20 protein-coding genes and 1 pseudogene are annotated in these 16900 nt (G+C 37.8%); 10 read left to right on the forward strand and 11 right to left on the reverse strand.

Going from position 1 to position 16900, the window contains the following annotated elements; all coding sequences use genetic code 11:
* Positions 1 to 138: 138 nt before the first annotated feature.
* The 10 genes and pseudogenes from MRZ19_RS08095 to MRZ19_RS08130 all read right to left on the reverse strand — a co-directional run bounded on the left by MRZ19_RS08095 (position 139) and on the right by MRZ19_RS08130 (position 5884).
* The gene (locus MRZ19_RS08095; protein ID WP_291031788.1) at positions 139 to 897 is read right to left on the reverse strand and encodes an NAD-dependent epimerase/dehydratase family protein; all 759 of its coding nucleotides are present in this window, start codon (positions 895 to 897) and stop codon (positions 139 to 141) included.
* The gene (gene rfbC / locus MRZ19_RS08100) at positions 894 to 1463 is read right to left on the reverse strand and encodes a dTDP-4-dehydrorhamnose 3,5-epimerase (RefSeq protein WP_291031789.1); all 570 of its coding nucleotides are present in this window, start codon (positions 1461 to 1463) and stop codon (positions 894 to 896) included. The genes MRZ19_RS08095 and rfbC overlap by 4 nt, the downstream gene beginning before the upstream one ends.
* Positions 1430 to 2338, reverse strand: coding sequence for a radical SAM protein (locus MRZ19_RS08105; RefSeq protein ID WP_291031790.1), 909 nt, complete (start codon positions 2336 to 2338; stop codon positions 1430 to 1432). Before MRZ19_RS08105 ends, rfbC begins: the two co-directional genes overlap by 34 nt.
* On the reverse strand, positions 2272 to 2595 hold the full coding sequence (locus tag MRZ19_RS08110; RefSeq protein WP_291031791.1) for a hypothetical protein: 324 nt from the start codon (positions 2593 to 2595) through the stop codon (positions 2272 to 2274). The genes MRZ19_RS08105 and MRZ19_RS08110 overlap by 67 nt, the downstream gene beginning before the upstream one ends.
* A 24-nt stretch (positions 2596 to 2619) precedes the next feature.
* Positions 2620 to 3414, reverse strand: a pseudogene (gene rfbF, locus MRZ19_RS08115) (glucose-1-phosphate cytidylyltransferase).
* Between the two features lie 9 nt (positions 3415 to 3423).
* Positions 3424 to 3963 (reverse strand): hypothetical protein, encoded by a 540-nt coding sequence (locus MRZ19_RS08120; protein WP_291031792.1) that lies wholly within the window; start codon positions 3961 to 3963, stop codon positions 3424 to 3426.
* Between the two features lie 29 nt (positions 3964 to 3992).
* On the reverse strand, positions 3993 to 4208 hold the full coding sequence (locus MRZ19_RS08570) for a glycosyltransferase (protein WP_366936159.1): 216 nt from the start codon (positions 4206 to 4208) through the stop codon (positions 3993 to 3995).
* Complete coding sequence (locus MRZ19_RS08575; RefSeq protein ID WP_366936158.1) at positions 4180 to 4347, reverse strand: glycosyltransferase family A protein; 168 nt, start codon at positions 4345 to 4347, stop codon at positions 4180 to 4182. The genes MRZ19_RS08570 and MRZ19_RS08575 overlap by 29 nt, the downstream gene beginning before the upstream one ends.
* 142 nt (positions 4348 to 4489) lie before the next feature.
* The gene (locus MRZ19_RS08125; RefSeq protein WP_291031793.1) at positions 4490 to 5182 is read right to left on the reverse strand and encodes a hypothetical protein; all 693 of its coding nucleotides are present in this window, start codon (positions 5180 to 5182) and stop codon (positions 4490 to 4492) included.
* 213 nt (positions 5183 to 5395) lie between these two features.
* Positions 5396 to 5884 (reverse strand): glycosyltransferase family 2 protein, encoded by a 489-nt coding sequence (locus tag MRZ19_RS08130; protein WP_291031794.1) that lies wholly within the window; start codon positions 5882 to 5884, stop codon positions 5396 to 5398.
* A 132-nt stretch (positions 5885 to 6016) separates the two neighbouring features.
* Between MRZ19_RS08130 and MRZ19_RS08135 the strand changes: the two genes are divergently transcribed.
* Genes MRZ19_RS08135 through MRZ19_RS08170 form a run of 8 tightly spaced genes read left to right on the forward strand, consistent with a single transcriptional unit; the run spans position 6017 to position 13465 of the window.
* Positions 6017 to 7267, forward strand: a complete 1251-nt coding sequence (locus MRZ19_RS08135; protein ID WP_291031795.1) for an amidohydrolase family protein — start codon at positions 6017 to 6019, stop codon at positions 7265 to 7267.
* 17 nt (positions 7268 to 7284) lie between these two features.
* On the forward strand, positions 7285 to 8112 hold the full coding sequence (locus tag MRZ19_RS08140) for a mechanosensitive ion channel domain-containing protein (RefSeq protein ID WP_291031796.1): 828 nt from the start codon (positions 7285 to 7287) through the stop codon (positions 8110 to 8112).
* Between the two features lie 2 nt (positions 8113 to 8114).
* Entirely contained in the window at positions 8115 to 9422 is a 1308-nt protein-coding gene (locus tag MRZ19_RS08145) for an aminofutalosine deaminase family hydrolase (RefSeq protein WP_291031797.1), read from the forward strand.
* Complete coding sequence (locus MRZ19_RS08150; protein WP_291031798.1) at positions 9416 to 10819, forward strand: phosphomannomutase/phosphoglucomutase; 1404 nt, start codon at positions 9416 to 9418, stop codon at positions 10817 to 10819. Before MRZ19_RS08145 ends, MRZ19_RS08150 begins: the two co-directional genes overlap by 7 nt.
* A complete protein-coding gene (gene pyrC, locus MRZ19_RS08155; protein WP_291031799.1) occupies positions 10820 to 11818 on the forward strand; it encodes a dihydroorotase in 999 nt (332 codons plus the stop codon).
* Complete coding sequence (gene coaD, locus MRZ19_RS08160; RefSeq protein ID WP_291031800.1) at positions 11818 to 12312, forward strand: pantetheine-phosphate adenylyltransferase; 495 nt, start codon at positions 11818 to 11820, stop codon at positions 12310 to 12312. The genes pyrC and coaD overlap by 1 nt, the downstream gene beginning before the upstream one ends.
* A 5-nt stretch (positions 12313 to 12317) precedes the next feature.
* Entirely contained in the window at positions 12318 to 12884 is a 567-nt protein-coding gene (gene tmk / locus MRZ19_RS08165; protein ID WP_291031801.1) for a dTMP kinase, read from the forward strand.
* Complete coding sequence (locus MRZ19_RS08170) at positions 12884 to 13465, forward strand: ComF family protein (protein ID WP_291031802.1); 582 nt, start codon at positions 12884 to 12886, stop codon at positions 13463 to 13465. The genes tmk and MRZ19_RS08170 overlap by 1 nt, the downstream gene beginning before the upstream one ends.
* Here MRZ19_RS08170 and metE read toward each other — a convergent pair.
* Positions 13460 to 15718, reverse strand: a complete 2259-nt coding sequence (gene metE / locus MRZ19_RS08175) for a 5-methyltetrahydropteroyltriglutamate--homocysteine S-methyltransferase (protein WP_291031803.1) — start codon at positions 15716 to 15718, stop codon at positions 13460 to 13462. The genes MRZ19_RS08170 and metE overlap by 6 nt on opposite strands.
* A gap of 180 nt (positions 15719 to 15898) precedes the next feature.
* Here metE and rplI point away from each other — a divergent pair, with 180 nt between their 5' ends.
* A complete protein-coding gene (rplI, locus tag MRZ19_RS08180; protein ID WP_291031873.1) occupies positions 15899 to 16345 on the forward strand; it encodes a 50S ribosomal protein L9 in 447 nt (148 codons plus the stop codon).
* Complete coding sequence (hslV, locus tag MRZ19_RS08185; protein ID WP_291031804.1) at positions 16345 to 16878, forward strand: ATP-dependent protease subunit HslV; 534 nt, start codon at positions 16345 to 16347, stop codon at positions 16876 to 16878. The genes rplI and hslV overlap by 1 nt, the downstream gene beginning before the upstream one ends.
* The last annotated feature ends 22 nt before the right edge of the window (positions 16879 to 16900 follow it).

Genomic DNA, 16900 nt, shown 5'->3' on the forward strand with positions numbered 1-16900 from the left:
AAATCTTTGTGAAAAACAAATTGTGTATCTTGCTTTAGGCTTAAGGGGCTGTAGAGTTCTAAAATTTCTTTGCTAAAGTTGTTTTGTAAGGGGCGTTGCGCTTCTTTTTGATATGTTTCTTGTTGATATAAAAGATTGCTAAACCTTGTAAAATAGTTTGTTAGAGTGTCTATGTCGCCCTTGCCTAGATAATAATCCCCCCTGTGTCTGCCGTGTAACAATCTTATAACACGCTTCTACTAGTTCTTCTAAAAGCACGATTTCGCAAGGCTCTTTGTTTGTGACTTGCGGGATTGCCTCTTTATTTTTGATTTTCTTAAAAGTTTGTGCGACAAAACTTGGGGAATTTAATTGTGTATCAAGTGCTATGGAAAATCTTATGTTGATGTAGTCAATTTTTTGTAAATATGATAGAAGTCGCACAAGCTCGGCGTTTGCTAGCTTTGATGCTGCGTAATAAAGGGGGCTAGATGCGTATTTGCTATTTTTCCATTGATGGCTTTTTATATGATGCTTAAAAATCGCTTCTTCTTGGGAGCTAAGGTTTATGAATTTCGCACAACCAATTTTGCTAGCAAAGGATAGGACTTGAGAAGTTATGCTTATGTTTTTAATCTGCTCTCTTATCCCGCCATTTGTTAGCCTATCTAGCCCAGACCAAGCGAGATGGTATAAAACACTGCCTGCGTAGTCTGTGATTGATATTTTATTAAAAAATGATTCAAAATTTTGATTGATTTGTAGATAGGTAATATTGCTATTTTGCTTGAATTTAGTATTAAAATCTTTTTGATTTTTTCTACCAATTGATAGGACTTTTATTAAATTTTCTAAAAGATTTTGCGTTAGTGCTGTGCCGATGTAGCCTGTTGCTCCAAAAATAATCGCGCTTTTCATTTGTCTCCTTTGATTTTTAGCCCCTTGAATGTGTCGGTGAAGGGGGCGTTTTTGTCCTTTTGTGAGAGATTGTTAATTTCTAGCTTCCATTTTATGTTTATGGCTGGGTCTAGCGGATTTAGGGCGTTGTCAGCTTGCGGGTTAAAAGGCTCGGTTACTAGATATAGCACTTCTACTTCCTCGCTTAAGGTTTGAAAGGCGTGTCCAAAGCCATCTGGTATTACTAGATATTTTGCGTTTTCTTCGCTTAGTTCTACGCTAAAATGCTGTAAGAAGGTTTTAGAATCTGCTCTTAAATCTATGGCGACATCATAAATTGCGCCTTTTAAGCAACGCACGATTTTTGTTTCGCAAAAGGGTGGTGTTTGGTAGTGGATTCCGCGTATAGAGCCTTTTCCTATGGTTTTAGAGTGGTTCATTTGTGTGATGGCTTTTTGGATTCCAATTTCTTTAAAATCTTGCGCGCAAAAATAACGCTCAAAATAGCCCCTTTCATCGTGGATGGGCTTAGGTTCTATGGTAAAAACGCCTTCTAAGAATGTTTTTGTAAAATTAAATCTGCCCATAAGGATTCCTTTTTAACCTTTTTATCCCATTGTGGCGCAAATGCTTGGACTACTTGAATGAAGCTTGCCTTGTTGTTCCAATTTGCGTGTGAGCTTTGGTAGCATAGTTTGCATTGGATTGGCATTTCACCTTGTGTTGCATCGTTGCAATTAACGACTTTTCTAAAATCTTGAAATGCTTGTGAGTTCCACGCTTCTTCAAAGGTTGTAAAACTGCTAAATTTCCCTATTTTTAGGCTTGTGCTTTGGCAGGGGCGAATGGAATCATCGCTTCCTATGAAAAAATCTCTCCATCCAACAAAGCGATCTTTATGGTATTTCGTGCCTGCGACATCCTCGCCTTGGACATAGGGGAGTTTGATTTTTATGTTTAGGGTTTTAGCAAGCTGTATGGTGTCTTCAAAGATTTGTTTGATTAGTGGTTGCTTGTTGTAAAGGGATTCTTGGAGCATTTCTTGACTAAAGGCTGTTAAAAAGACGACTTTAACTTCTTGTAAGCCTACTTTGTGAGCTAATTCTACCATTTTTGGTAATTCTCTAATGTTGGATTCCATTGCGACAAAGACGAAGTTCATATATGGAAAATCAACTTTAAGTTCTGCTTTTTTAGCTTGAATTTTATTGATATTTTCAATGATTTTATCAAAGCTAGAACCCACGCGGATAGCGTCATTAACGGCGGAATTTGCGCCATCTAGGCTGATTGCTATAATATCAACATTGTATTTAAAAATATCATCTATAAATTTATCTAGCCTTGTGCCATTTGTTACAAAATATTTTCTCACAGGCGTTTTATCTAAGCGTTCTAAAAATTTGCTAAAGTTTGGATTAATGGTTGGTTCTCCCCAACCAAAAAGGTAACTTCCTCGCATTTTTGTAGGACATTTTCTAGCTTGTCAAGCACGCTAAGTGGGAGATAAGTTTGGTTAAACTCCGCCTCATCTCTACCGCAAAACACGCATTTAATGTTACAAGCACTAGTCATTTCTAAGATTATGCGTCTTGGGTAGGATTTTAGCAGAGTTGCTCCGTCTTCAATTTCTTTTAAGTTTAGTGCGGAGTTCTCTTGCCGTGCTTGAGTTAGGGTAGATTTAAAAAGTTCTTTTGTTTTTGCGCGTAAAATTTCCATTAGGATTCCTTTCTTTTGATTTTCTCATTCCCATATTTTCCACGGGGCATTGCCACTTAGCCACATTTGCGTTAAGTCGTTTTTGTCTTTTAAGGTGTCCATACACTTCCAAAAGCCGTTGTGTTGGTAGGTATAAAGCTGTCCATCTTTGGCTAGATTTCTTAGCGGTTCTTGTTCAAAAATTGTAGTATCCCCTTGTGTGATGTAGTCAAAAACTCTTGGCTCACACACGAAAAATCCCCCATTAATCCAACCACTATGTTGCCCGCTAGAATCGCCTTTAGGTTTTTCAGTAAAGGATTTTACGCATTTAGATTGTGTGTCAATTTCTAGTGCGCCAAAACGCCCTTCAGGCAATATAGAAGTCATTGTGATTGCTTTTTTGTGAGATTTGTGGAAGTTTAAAAGTGCTTGGAGATTGATATTGCTTAATCCATTGCCATAGGTTAGCATAAAGGTTTCATCTTGGATATAGGGTTTAGCGTGTAGGATTCTGCCACCTGTCTGGGAATCTTGTCCGGTATAGAGCATTGTAACCTTCCAAGGCTCGTGGCGATTGGTATGCGCTTCTACGCGATTGCTAGCCATATCCACGCTAATATCGCTGTATTGCGTGTAGTAGTTTAGGAAGTAGTCCTTGATGATATGCCCTTTATAGCCTGTAAGGATAATAAATTCATTAAAACCATAATGGCTATAAATTTTCATAATATGCCACAAAATAGGGCGTCCCCCGATTTCTACCATAGGTTTTGGTCTAAGCCCTGTTTATTCAGATAATCGTGTGCCAAGCCCACCTGCTAAAATTAAGACTTTCAATGTGATTCCTTATTGATTTGCTTGTAAAGTGTTTTGAAACTCTACAAGCTTTTGCATATTTGTGTTAAAAGCATCTTCTAAATCTTTAAACTCATTGATTGCTTTGCGCAACTTTTCATCTTCTTTGATAGAGTGTAGATATTCAATGATTTTTTCTTTATTTGAGATGTATAATTGACAAGAAACTAATAAAAATATCATATATTTTTTATCAAAATATTCCCACATACTTCCCCATAAAAGTGCGTTGCTTAGGGCTTGTCCTGTGGCGCCTAGTGAGGACCACTCACCTCCGCCGTGATGGCGATATATGCAGTCAATTTTCGTGCTATGGTAGGCTTTTCCATCGTGTAAGGAGGCGAAGTTTCTAAAGCTATCTCCGCATACGATTTTTCTAATGCCTTGTGTTTTAGGGCTTTTAATTTTACTTGGGAGTCCTTTTTTAAAAAGTGTGTTTCTAAAAATCGCGCTAGCTACGCTTCCCATAGTCGCGCCCTTTCCTTGACAAAGGCTTTGAAAATCACAAGTATGATCGACTAGATAGTCCACATAAATGGTTTCTTTATCAGGGTGTTTAACTATGTTTTACCTTGATAGCTTGTGTAGTCTGTATGGGATTGTAGAAAATCTAGGGCATCTTGTATTTTTGTTTTACTAGTCCAATAATCATCAGGGTCTAAGGCGCAAAAATAGTCTGTTTGTGTGTGGGAGTAGAGTTTTAGGTAATTATTGATTACGCCTTCATTTTGTGGTGATTCTAGGACTTTAATTAGATTTGGATGCTTGGGCTTGATATTCCTTTGCGATTTTTAGGCTGTTATTAGTGGAAGCATTATCAGAGATTAAAATTTGATATTTATAAGTGGTCTCCTGCATTAAGATGGAATCTAGCGCGTCTTTTAGATAATTTTCTTTGTTGTATAAAGCCATCATAATTGTCAAAAGTGGTTTGTCTGTTTTTTCTGTATGCGGGGGGGGGGGGGATTTTTAGTTGCTATTATTTTTTGATTTTTCTGCCTTGACATTTTGTTCCTTTAGCGCGAAATTATTCCAAAAATTTATTAAATTTTAGCTTTTAGCGTGGAAAATTGAATTTGGATTCCAACATTTTGATTCTCTCTTGTGCTTGAGTTAGGGCGTTTTGGAGTGCTTGGTTTTCTTGGTTTAGACGCACGATGTGGGAGTTTTCTAAATACAATAAATCTTTTACAAATTGGATTTGTCTTGCGCGCTCTTTTGATTTAATAACGCTTGGGTTTTGTAGATCATCAAAAATGCCTTTATTGGGAATTTTTTTTAAAATCTCAAAAACTACATTGAAGCAAATGGTAAAATATTCCTCTATGCCAATGTCTGTTTGAAAAGATTGTAGAAAATAGATGAAGTTTAGGTAATTGTAAAAAAACGGCATTAGTGTTTCTTTGAAAAGATCAAGATTGGGAAAATTTGGCTTTTTCTCCATAAAGTCTTTAAGAATCCAGCAGATTGTCATCCAAGACATAGTATTATGAACTTGTCTTGCTAAATAGGGATTCTTTAGAGATTTCACTACCCCCTGAAAGACTTTAGGGATAATCGGAGTAGGATCTTTATCGTTATGCACAGACCAAGAGCCTTCGCGGTATCTGTAGCGATAGAGCTTTTTGGGCAAAACATAGATTGTCTTTGCTTGTAAGAATAGTAGCATTCCTAGGATTCCATCTTCATAGACAATATTGGGCACAAACTTTAAATAAATAGATTTTAAAAATTTTAAAGAAATTAGCATATTCACACTACAATGGAATAAATTGTGTTGAGCTGTTTTAATGCTTTCTAGCCATTGCTTTGGGGTGATGATTTGTGCGGTGTTGTAACCTAGTATTTCGTGCAGTGTTGTGTGATTAACTTCTATGTTTCCTTCTACAATTTTATCTACATCATACCAAATAATATCAGAGTTTTGGTGTTTTAAAAGACATTCTTCTAAAAGGCTTGGATGTCATACATCATCAGAATCCAAAAAGGTGATGTAGTCTGCATCGGGTTTAGCTAGGGATTTTTCTTCTGTGTTTTTATGGATGAAGTCAATGTTATAGATATTTTCTGTGGTAATTTCAAAAATGGAAAGCTCATTTTCTTTTTTGGTGTGTTTTGCTTGGATTTCGCCTTTAAAATAACTGATTACTAGTTCTCTGCCTGTGGTTGCCCCTTCATTGATTCTTTTGTGTAAAAGAGTGATGCGAGAATCGCTACAAACATAGTCTTTTGCCATTTCTTTGCAGGCTAAATCTGTGCTTCCATTATCTACTAATAGGATTTCAAAATTTTGATTGGTTTGATTAAGGACACTATCTACGCATTCTTTAAGGTATTTTGTGGAGATGTTATAGATTAGAATTGCAACTGCGACTTTTTGTGGACTTTTTCTGTGCGGGGGGGGGGGGGGATTTTTAGTTGCTTTAGTTGCTATTACTTTTTGCTTTGCCATTGTGTTCTTTTTTGGGTTTTGGTTTGATTGCTTTTAAAGATTTTAATAAAATTCTGCATTATTCCAAAAATTTATTAAATTTTAGCTTGGAATTTGTAATAATTTCTAAATTTATTTCTTTCAAGGGTGCGTATGATTATTAAAGGGGCGATGGTTTGTGATGCAAATGGTGAGCAGCGGGGCGATGTGCGTGTGGAGGGGGGTAAGATTGCGCAGGTGAGTCGTAGCATTTTACCAAAAGAGAATGAAGAGATTATAGAAGCGGAAAATCTTGTTTTATTGCCCGGTGCGATTGACTTAAATGTGCGTGTGAGTAATGGAATCTTAAGCAAGGAAAATCTGCTAAAACTCTCGCAAAAAGCCGCAAAAGGTGGAATCACACAGGCGGTTTTAATGCCTGATTGTAAGCCAACTTTAAGCAGTGAGCTAGGCTTGGAGTTGCTAAATGCGATTAAAGATGAGCTAAAGGCTGAGATTATAGGGATTACTGAAGCGGTGAATACGGAATCCAAAAACGCTTTAAATGAGCTTGCGATGCTTTATAAAAAGGGGGCGAAGGGGATTTTTGTAAAATCAAGCACGGATGGGAATTTGCTAAGGCGTGCGTGTGAGTTTGCCTTGATGTTTGATGTGCCGATGTTTTTTGCCTGTGAGGATGAGTCTTTAAGCGCAAATGGCGTGATGAATGATGGCGAACTTTCATCGGCTTTAGGACTGCCTGCGATTCCAACATTAAGTGAGACAAAAGAAGTGGCGCAAATGGCTGAAGTGGCGCGTTTTATGGGCGTTAAGGCGGTGTTTTTAGCCCTTAGCACACAAAGAAGTGTGGAGATAATTCAGCAATTAAAGGCGACTTCAAAACAAAAGGAGCAACAACAAGAGCCGTTTTTACAAACTTCCATTCATCATTTATTGCTTACAGAAAATCTTTGTAGCAACTACAACACTGCTGCTAAAATCAAGCCCCCCTTAAAGTCAGAATCCACACGCAAGGCGTTGGTTAAAAGCGTGAAAAAGGGGGAAATCGCATTGCTTACTTCCTTACAAGCGGAAAAATCCCTAGCACAAAAGGATTTAGCCTTTGAAGAAGCGGCGTTTGGCGTGGATATGATTGAGTATTTTATGGGGCTGTGTTATACGCTTTTGGTAAAAATGGAGCGTTTAACTTTAAGTGAGTTTAGTAAAATCTTAAGTTTTAATCCAGCAAATGTGTTAGGGCTTGCAAATAAGGGGCTTATTGCACAAGGTTATGATGCAGATTTGGTGCTGTTTAATCCAAAGGCAACATCTGTGGTAGATGATATAGAATCGCCTTATTATGATTCTATTATCCACGGGCAAGTTAAGCGTGTGTTTGTGGGTGGTAAAGAGATTATATTTTAGAAAATCAAGGGGCTAAAATGGAAGAAAAATTGCTACTGATTTGGGAGAGGTTTATTGTTTGGTTTTTTGGGTTTTTGCCAAATGTTGTGAGTGCTTTTTTTATTCTTATTATTGGCTATTATGTTGCAAGGGTTTTTTCAAAATATGTTGCAAAGTTAATCATTAAAGCAACAAAAGACGAAACACTGAGTGGATTTTTGAAGAATGTCGTGTTTGTGGGCATATTGGTGCTAGTGATTATCACAGCATTAACAAATCTTGGCGTAAAAACAACATCTATCATTGCTGTGCTTGGGACAGCTGGCTTGGCGATTGGCTTATCGCTTAAGGATTCTTTGTCAAATCTTGCAAGTGGAATTTTAATTGTGGTCTTAAAGCAATTTAGAAAAGGCGATATTGTTACGCTAAATTCCATTACAGGGCGTGTTAGGGAAGTGAATTTGTTCCAAACAAAAATCACAACTTTAGACAATCAGCTTGTGATTTTGCCAAATTCTATGATTATCTCAGCACCAATTATTAATGTTAATGCAAATCCCACACGGCGTTTGGACTTAATTTTTAGCGTGTCTTACACAAGCGATTTAGAGAAGGCAAAGCGCATTTTAGAAGAGATTTTTAATGGGCAAGAGATTGTCTTAAAAGAGCCTAAGCCTTTAATTGGCGTAGATGTGCTCAATGCAAGTAGTGTGGATTTTATGGTGCGCTTTTGGGTAAATAGTGGTGAAGTGCTTAATGCGAAATTAGACTTGCTCCAAAAGGTAAAAATGCGCTTTGATGCGGAGGGGATTGAGATTCCTTATAATAAGCTTGATATTAACTTAAATGCACCTTTAAAGGGGTAAGTGTGCAAATTATTGGTGCGGATTTTATCGTTGTATGCGATGAAAAGTTTAGTGTGATTAAAAAAGGTGGAATCCTTTTTGAAGCACAGAGAATCTTAGAAGTTGGCGATTTTAGCGAGTTGTGTGCTAAGTATCAAGCTAGGAGTGAGTATTTTTGCTCCTGTGTGATTACGCCAGCTTTGGCAAATTTGCATTTGCATTTGGAGTTTAGCAAAAATGAAGGGGAGTTGAAGTTTGGGGATTTTGGGGAGTGGTTAGATAGTGTTTTGCTAAACAGGGAATTTTTAATGGGTGATGGCTTGCAAGATGCGATGCAAGAAGGGATTTTGGAGTGTCTAAAAAGTGGCGTGGGCTTTGTGGGGGCGATTTCTAGCCACGGGGCGGATTTAGAGATTTTAGCAAACTCTCCTTTGCGCGTGCTGTATTTTAATGAAGCAATTGGTTTAAGCATAGAGGCAATAGATTTTTTATACCAAAATTTCTTAGCACGCTTAAAGGACTCTCAAACGAAGCAAAGTGAGCGGTTTATTCCAGCAGTGGCGGTGCATTCGCCTTATTCTGTGCATCCAAAATTGCTAGAAAAATTGCTAGAAGTGGCAAAAAAAGAAAAGTTGCCTTTGAGTGCGCATTTCTTAGAATCAAGGGTTGAGAGAGAGTGGTTAGAGTCAAGTGGAGGGTATTTTAAGGGATTTTATGAGAGATTTTTTAAAAAAACAATGGAATCTTTTTATAATGCTAAGGATTTTTTAAACTCATTTAAGGGCTTGGAGAATGTGTATTTTACGCATTGTTTGGAAGCAAATGCGGAGATTTTAGAGCAAATTCAAGCACAAAAGGGCAAGATTATTAGCTGTCCTAAGTCTAATCGCTTGCTCAATGGAAAATATTTGGATTTACAGGCGGTGCAAAAGGCTAGGATTCCGCTTTGTCTTGGCACAGATGGTAAGAGTTCTAATGATTCCTTATTGCTTTTAGAGGAGTTAAGAGTTGCGCTTTTTGCTTATGCGGATATGCCTTTAGAGCCTTTGGCAAGGGAGTTGTTACTAAGTGTAACACGCAATGCGTTTTTGGATTCCAACTTTTTGTTAGGCGAATTAAAGGCGGGGAATTTCGCAGATTTTGCGGTGTTTAAATTGCCTGAAAGTGCGTTTAAAAGTGGAGAGTTTTTAGCCCAACATTTAATTTTATATGCAAAAGAGGCGCATAGATTGTTTATTGATGGTGTGGAAGTGTTGCAACAAGCCTTAAAAAAGGCTAAAAGTTGGAATCCAAAATGCGAAGGAAGCAATAATAAAGGAAGTCAATGCTAGCAATTTTTAGAGAATATGATATTCGTGGGATTTATGGGCAGGATTTGGTTAGGGAAAATGTTGTGCGTATTGGCTATTTGGTGGGGCAGGAGTTGCATAAGCGCAGTGGTGCTACTTTGGGAGTTGGCTTTGATGCGCGCTTGCACTCTAGGGAGATTTTTCTTTGGTTTTGTGAGGGTGTGCTAGCTAGCGGAATTACGCCTTATGATTTAGGGGAGATTCCAACGCCTGTTGCGTATTTTGCTTTGTATTGTGAGTTTGAAAAGAATTTGCAATTAGATGGAAGTGTAATGATTACAGGATCACATAATCCGCCAGAGTATAATGGCTTTAAGATTACACTTTTTAAAGAGCCCTTTTTTGGGGAGCAAATTTACGCACTTGAGAAGGATTTTTACGCACTTGATTGGGACTTTGTTGCACAAAAGATTCCATCTAATATTAAGATTAAGACGCTCAATGCGCTAGATTTGTATGTGGAGTATCTTTGCAAGGAATTTGCGCATTTAAGTGGATTTAAGATTCCTTTAAGTTTGGATTGTGGGAATGGGATTGCTGGGGTTGGGATTACAAAAATTTTAGATAGGTTAGAGATTGCGTATAATGGGCTGTTTTTAGAGCCTGATGGGAATTTCCCAAACCATCACCCAGATCCAAGTGAGGAGAAAAATCTAAGCTTTTTGCACAAAGAAATCTGTCAAAAAGGTGGAATCGGATTTGCTTTTGATGGCGATGGGGATAGGCTAGCGGTGGTGAAATACACGAAAGACGGGAATAAGGTGTATAAGGGTGATGAGCTAGCGATTATTTTTGCAAACACGATTCCAAATCCTGTGGTAATTGGCGAGGTGAAATGCTCGCTTAATATGTATGAAAGCATTGATAAAATCGGCAGGGCGATAATGTATAAGACGGGGCATAGCAATCTTAAGGTAAAATTAAGGGAAACGAATGCGCATATGGCGTTTGAAGTGAGTGGGCATATTTTCTTTAATGACCGCTACTTTGGCTTTGATGATGCCACTTATGCGGCGTTGCGTGTGCTTGAGCTTGTGCATTCTAAAGGCTTGGAGTTTGATATGATTTTAGAAGGGCTGCCTAAGCTTTATTCCACTGATGAGATTAAGATTAAAACCACGGAGGAGAGGAAGTTTAAGATTATTGAAAGCTTAAAGCAAGCTTTAAGTGGCTCTAGCTTGCCTGCTAATTTCCCTAAAATTATAGAGATTATCACCATTGATGGGGTGAGGGTGGTTTTTGAAAAAGGCTGGGGGTTAGTTCGCGCTAGCAACACCACGCCTGTGCTTGTGACGCGCTTTGAGGCAAAAAGCAAGGGGTTGTGTGAGGCATACCAAAACGCCCTGCTAGAATTATTAGAAAACTTGAAGGAAGCTTAAATGATACAATTACAATCTCCTTATGATATGCATTTGCATTTACGCGATGGAGATATGTTACAAAATGTAGCAAAATACACGGCTAAATACTTTAGCGGTGCGCTTGTTATGCCAAATTTAACACCACCTATTACTAGCATAGAACTTGCTTTAGGCTATAAAGAGAGAATCCAAAATGCTTGTGGGGATTGCGCCTTTAATCCCTTAATGTCGCTCTATCTTACAGAAGGGCTTGATAGAAGCGTGCTAGAGAAGGCTAAGGAAGTTGGAATCGTGTTTCTAAAACTTTATCCAAAGGGTGCTACAACAGGGAGTGAGAGTGGAGTGAGTGCTGTGTTAGATAGGCAGGTGCTAGAGATTTTAGAAGTGGCAGAAAAGCTTGGATTTATCCTTAGCATTCACGGGGAGAGTAATGGCTTTTCGCTAGAGAGAGAAGTAGAGTTTCACCCTGTTTTTAGGGAGCTTGCAGAATCTTTTCCGCACTTAAAGATTATTTTTGAACATTTAAGCGATGCGCGCTCTGTTGCGCTTGTTGAAAAATATGATAATCTTTTTGCCACACTAACTTTGCACCATATTGCGTTAAGTTTAGATGATGTGCTAGGTTGGGGGTTAAATCCGCATTATTTTTGCAAGCCGATTTTAAAAACACCAAGGGATAGGGATGCACTGCTTGAAGTGGCACTAAATGCGCATTGTAAATTCTCTTTTGGAAGTGATTCTGCACCACATTTAAAAGAAAACAAAGAATGCTCTCAAGGGGCGGCGGGAATCTTTAGTGCGCCATTAGCACTCCTTGGGCTTGCGGAGTTGTTTGAAAAGTATAACAAGCTAGAAAATCTCCAAAGCTTTGTGAGTGATAATGCTAGGCGCATTTATGGTTTGCCAAAAACTGCAAAAATTGTAAAATTAATCAAAAAATCCACGCAGATTCCACAAGAATTTGATGGAATTGTGCCGCTTTTTGCTGGCAAAACACTTTCTTGGAGCTATGTATAATGGCAAAAATCGCCATTTATCCTGGAACTTTTGATCCTATTACAAATGGGCATTTGGATATTATTGAGAGAGCCTGTAAGCTTTTTGATGGGCTAATTATTGCTGTGGCAAAATCTAGTGGTAAAAATCCTTTGTTTAGCCTAGAAGAGCGCGTGAAAATGGTCCATCTTGCCCTTATGGAATCGCAAAATATTGCTTTAAAAATTGATGTGTATCCTTTTGAAAATCTTATTGCAGAATTTGCTAAAGAAAAGAATGCAAAAATCCTTGTGCGTGGGCTTAGGGCGGTGAGTGATTTTGAATATGAATTGCAAATGGGATATGCAAACGCTTCGTTAAATAAAGAGCTTGAAACAATTTATTTAATGCCATCTTTGCAAAACGCCTTTATTAGCTCCACGGTGGTGCGTTCCATCCTTGCGCATAAGGGGGAGATTGCGCATCTTGTGCCAAAGAGCGTGAAAGAGTATGTTATAAGTTTGGGTTTGGAGTAGTTATCGTGTATATCGCATTAGAAGGGATTGATACAGCAGGAAAAAGCACGCAAATTGCAAGGCTAAAAGAAGTATTGAAGGATGCGATTTTTACCTTTGAGCCCGGTGCTACACCGCTTGGAAAACGCATAAGAGAGATTTTATTAAACACTGAAGTCTTGAGTCTTAAAGCAGAAATGCTATTATTTTTAGCTGACAGGGCGGAGCATTTTGCAAGTGTGATTGCGCCAAATTTAGATAAACTCATTCTTAGCGATAGGAGTTTAATCTCTGGAATTGCGTATGCGAAGGATTTTGATTTTAAAATATTGGAATCTTTTAATGCCTTTGTAATGGAAAATATCCTGCCCAATAAAGCAATTTTACTAGAACTTGATAAGCAAACGCTAGAATATCGCCTAAATCAAAAGGGTAAAGATAGGATTGAGCAAAGGGGAATTACCTATCTTTTAGAATTACAAGAGAGATTAAAAGAAACAATGGAGTTTTTAAAGATAGAATCACTTGTGATTAATGCAAGCTTGCCACAAGATTCCATAACAAAGCAAATTATGGAGTTTATCCAAAATTAATGCGTTGTTTATTGTGCGGAAAATTCTCATTGAAGAGTGTGTGTAGGGATTGCTATTTAGAGTTTATTATTGTTGCTCCTTTGGTTAGGGAAATGGGGGATTTTAGGGTTATAAGCTTTTTTGAGTATGCGAATATTGCGCCTCTTTTGTATGCTAAATATTCTAAGCTTGGTAATAGGATTTATTGTTTGCTAGCACAAGCTATTGTGCAGAGTTTAAAAAAACGGAATGTTAGCTTATATGGTGTGTGTGGAGTGGGAGTAGATGATAAGATTAGACACGGCTATGCGCATAATGCGATTTTATTGCGCCATTTGAAGCAGCTAGGCTTGCAACCTCTCTATCAAACGCTACACGCTAGAAATCCTATAAGTTATGCAGGGAAAGATTTAGCCTTTAGACAAAGGAATCCTAGGGATTTTATGATAAAGCGTGAGGTTAGGGATAAGAAAATTATTTTAGTAGATGATGTTATAACAAGTGGTTTAACGCTTCAGCAAGCTAAGGAATGCTTAGAAACAAATGGTGCGCAAGTTTTGCACGCATTTGTCCTTGCAGATGCTAGCACAAAGGGATTATAAATCCTTTAGAATCTCTTTTGTTGCCTCTACCATATTTTTTAGACTTGGCTTAACTTCTTCGTATTTGCGTGTTTTTAATCCGCAATCTGGGTTAATCCATACTTGCTCTTTGGGTAAGACTTCTAAGATTGCTTGAATTTGTTCTTTTATCTCTGCAACGCTTGGGATTCTAGGGCTGTGAATATCATAAACGCCTGGTCCTATTTGCTTATCATAGCCCACTTGCTGGAAGATGTGTAAGAGTTTGTTACCATTGCGCGCAGTTTCAATGGTGATGACATCAGCGTCCATTGCTTCAATGGTTTTAATAATATCATTAAATGCGCTATAACACATATGTGTGTGGATTTGTGTTTGTGGCAAGGCTAGGGAAGTGGCAAGCCTAAAGCAATATAACGCCCACTGCTCGTATTCTTTAATGTTTTCCTTGCGTAAAGGATAGCCCTCTTTAAATGCTGCTTCATCAACTTGAATAATGCGGATTCCAGCGTTTTGTAAGTCGTTAATCTCATCAGCAATCCCTAGTGCGATTTGCTTGCACACGCTACTTCTTGGAATATCATCGCGCACAAAACTCCAATTTAGAATCGTAACAGGTCCTGTTAGCATTCCTTTCATAATTTTTTGCGTAAGACTCTGCGCATAAACGCTCCATTGAATTGTCATTGGCTGTAACCTTGCAACATCGCCAAAAATGATGGGGGGCTTCACGCAGCGGCTACCATAGCTTTGCACCCATCCATTTTGACTAAAGACAAATCCGCTTAATTGCTCACCAAAATACTCCACCATATCATTGCGTTCAGGTTCTCCGTGGACTAGCACATCAAGCCCTATTTCTTCTTGGAATCGCACGCAATCTTTAATGTAGTTTTGGATATGCTCTGTGTAGGCTTCTTCTGCGATTTTACCGCTTTTATACTCTTTTCTTGTGTTTCTTAGCTCTTTGGTTTGTGGGAAAGAGCCAATTGTTGTGGTAGGGAGCAAGGGGAGATTGAAGTGTTGTTGTTGGATTTTGATTCTGTCTTTAAAGCTTGGTGTGCGTTTTGCTTCTTGTGTTGCATTTGCGCGTGCTTGGACTTCTTGATTGTGGATTTTTAAAGAGTTTTTGCGCACTTGATTGAGCGCAATGTAACGCTCCCATTGTGTTTTGTGGTTTTGGATTCCATCTTTTAAGACATTGTTTAAAAGTTTAAGCTCTTCAATTTTTTCTACGCTAAAAGATAGCCAAGAGAGAATCTCGCTATCCATTTTAGATTCCGTATTTTTAGAATAAGGCGTGTGGAGTAGGGAACAAGAAGTTGTAAGCGTGAGTTTATTTTGTGGAATCTTTTTTGTGATGTTTTGGATTAATGTTAGTTTCTCTTCTAAATTTGCAATCCAAATGTTTCTTCCATCAATAATTCCTGCAAACAAAACTTTGCCGCTTTTTGCAAGTGTATCTAAACTTGCTAAATTTTTATTTCCATAGACAAAATCTAGCCCGATTCCATAAATGTCTGTTTTTACAAGAATTTCTGTTAATTCGCAACTCTGTTCAAAAAATGTGCTAACAATGGTTTTAACACCTTTTTTTACGATTGTATTGTAGAAGTCTTGGATTGTTTCTGTATTGCTATAAAGAGATTCTGCTTCTAAGCCTTTTGCAAAAATTGGCTCACTAAATTCGATAAGGATTCCATTTCCCAATGTGCCAACAAGTGCATCTATGAGTTCTAAATAAGCGGTTTGCACTTGTTTGAAAATTTCTTTTGCATCTCCGTTTGTAATGTGGCTGAGGGCAAAAAATGTAAAAAATCCTATCAGGGCAATTTTTGGTGTGTAGCCTAATTGCACAGCTTCTTTGTATTGTTTGATGATAAAATCAGTATTCAATATGTATTTGTTATTTTTATCAAGTTCAGGGACAACGAAGTGGTAATTTGTGTTAAACCATTTTGTCATTGCGCAAGCAACACCATTTTTATGTCCTCTAGCCATCGCAAAATAGAGTTCTAAGCCTTCTAAATTTTGGAATCTTTGTGGTTTAATGCCTAGTGCGTAAGCTAAATCTAGCATATTATCATAATAGCTAAAGTCATTCACGCAGACATAATCTAAATCTTTTTGCACTTCCCAGTGTTTTTTGCGCAAAGTCTGTGCTAGGGATTCTAACTCTTTAAGGCTAGATTCTTTTGCCCAGTAGCTTTCTAGTGCAAACTTCAATTCTCTGTGCTCTCCGATGCGTGGAAATCCTAAAATGCTGATACTCATTATTCTCCTTTGTGAAAAATTACATTGCAAAATTATATCACAAAAAATTAAAAATACACAATGTATTAAGATAATTTATAAAGATTTTTACTTATTGTGCGTGATTTAAACTCAAATTGAATAAAAAGTAGATAGAATCCGCATTTTGTTATTGAGATTTGTGAATATTTTGGAGAGATGATGAAAGTTTTATTGCTACAAGATGTCAAAGGTTTAGGCAAAAAGGGCGACATTTGTGAAGTTAAAGACGGCTATGGAAAAAATTTTTTAATCGCAAAAGGATTGGCGGATTTTGCGACAAATGCTGTGATTAACCGCTACAAAGCGGAGCAAAAAAAGATTGCTGAGTTAGCGGCTGAAGAAAAAGCACTAATGGAAATGGCAGCAAAAAAGATTGAAGAAGTTACTCTAAAAATTGTGCAGCAAGTGGGTGCAAATGGCTCTTTATATGGCGCAATTACTAAAGAGGATATTGCAGAGACTTTAGCAAAAGAGCATCGCATAGAGATTGATAAAAAAACCATTGCACTGAAAAATCCTATTAAATCCACAGGCATTTATGAAGTGGAAATTAAGCTAGGACACGGAATCTATGCAACTTTAAAAGTGGATGTGGAGGCGCAATAATGTTTCACGCAACAACGATTTTAGCTTATAAGAGTGAAAAGGGTGCAGTCATTGGTGGTGATGGGCAAGTTACTTTTGGAAATTGTGTGTTTAAGGGTAATGCGACAAAAATCCGCACACTCTACCACGGCAAAGTCTTAAGTGGATTTGCAGGAAGCACGGCAGATGCGTTTAGTCTTTTTGATATGTTTGAGAGGATTTTGGAAAATAAAAAAGGGGATTTATTAAAGTCTGTGATGGAGTTTTCTAAGGAGTGGCGTAAGGATAAGTATTTAAGGCGATTAGAAGCGATGATGATAGTGCTTGATAGGGAGCATATTTTTATTTTAAGCGGCACAGGTGATGTGGTAGAACCAGAAGATGGGAAGATTGCTGCTATTGGAAGTGGTGGGAATTATGCGCTCTCAGCGGCAAGAGCAATGGATAGATTTGGCAGTAATTTAGAGCCAAAAGATTTAGTGCTAGAATCTTTAAAAATTGCCGGAGAGCTTTGCATTTACACAAACCAAAATATTAAAATTTTAGAACTTTAGGAAAGAATGTGGAAAAACTATT

Origin of the sequence: Helicobacter sp. (assembly GCF_022770205.1) — a bacterium.
In the GTDB taxonomy this organism is placed as follows: Bacteria; Campylobacterota; Campylobacteria; order Campylobacterales; family Helicobacteraceae; genus Helicobacter_D.

Bases quoted from the DNA above. Each gene is read 5' to 3' on its own strand.
- hslV (WP_291031804.1), top strand. From the start codon at position 16,345: ATGTTTCACGCAACAACGATTTTAGCTTATAAGAGTGAAAAGGGTGCA.
- MRZ19_RS08125 (WP_291031793.1), bottom strand. From the start codon at position 5,182: ATGCTAATTTCTTTAAAATTTTTAAAATCTATTTATTTAAAGTTTGTG.
- pyrC (WP_291031799.1), top strand. From the start codon at position 10,820: ATGATACAATTACAATCTCCTTATGATATGCATTTGCATTTACGCGAT.
- rplI (WP_291031873.1), top strand. From the start codon at position 15,899: ATGAAAGTTTTATTGCTACAAGATGTCAAAGGTTTAGGCAAAAAGGGC.
- metE (WP_291031803.1), bottom strand. From the start codon at position 15,718: ATGAGTATCAGCATTTTAGGATTTCCACGCATCGGAGAGCACAGAGAA.
- MRZ19_RS08170 (WP_291031802.1), top strand. From the start codon at position 12,884: ATGCGTTGTTTATTGTGCGGAAAATTCTCATTGAAGAGTGTGTGTAGG.
- MRZ19_RS08575 (WP_366936158.1), bottom strand. From the start codon at position 4,347: ATGATGGCTTTATACAACAAAGAAAATTATCTAAAAGACGCGCTAGAT.
- MRZ19_RS08105 (WP_291031790.1), bottom strand. From the start codon at position 2,338: ATGCGAGGAAGTTACCTTTTTGGTTGGGGAGAACCAACCATTAATCCA.
- MRZ19_RS08140 (WP_291031796.1), top strand. From the start codon at position 7,285: ATGGAAGAAAAATTGCTACTGATTTGGGAGAGGTTTATTGTTTGGTTT.
- MRZ19_RS08135 (WP_291031795.1), top strand. From the start codon at position 6,017: ATGATTATTAAAGGGGCGATGGTTTGTGATGCAAATGGTGAGCAGCGG.
- coaD (WP_291031800.1), top strand. From the start codon at position 11,818: ATGGCAAAAATCGCCATTTATCCTGGAACTTTTGATCCTATTACAAAT.
- MRZ19_RS08110 (WP_291031791.1), bottom strand. From the start codon at position 2,595: ATGGAAATTTTACGCGCAAAAACAAAAGAACTTTTTAAATCTACCCTA.
- MRZ19_RS08095 (WP_291031788.1), bottom strand. From the start codon at position 897: ATGAAAAGCGCGATTATTTTTGGAGCAACAGGCTACATCGGCACAGCA.
- MRZ19_RS08130 (WP_291031794.1), bottom strand. From the start codon at position 5,884: ATGGCAAAGCAAAAAGTAATAGCAACTAAAGCAACTAAAAATCCCCCC.
- rfbC (WP_291031789.1), bottom strand. From the start codon at position 1,463: ATGGGCAGATTTAATTTTACAAAAACATTCTTAGAAGGCGTTTTTACC.
- MRZ19_RS08150 (WP_291031798.1), top strand. From the start codon at position 9,416: ATGCTAGCAATTTTTAGAGAATATGATATTCGTGGGATTTATGGGCAG.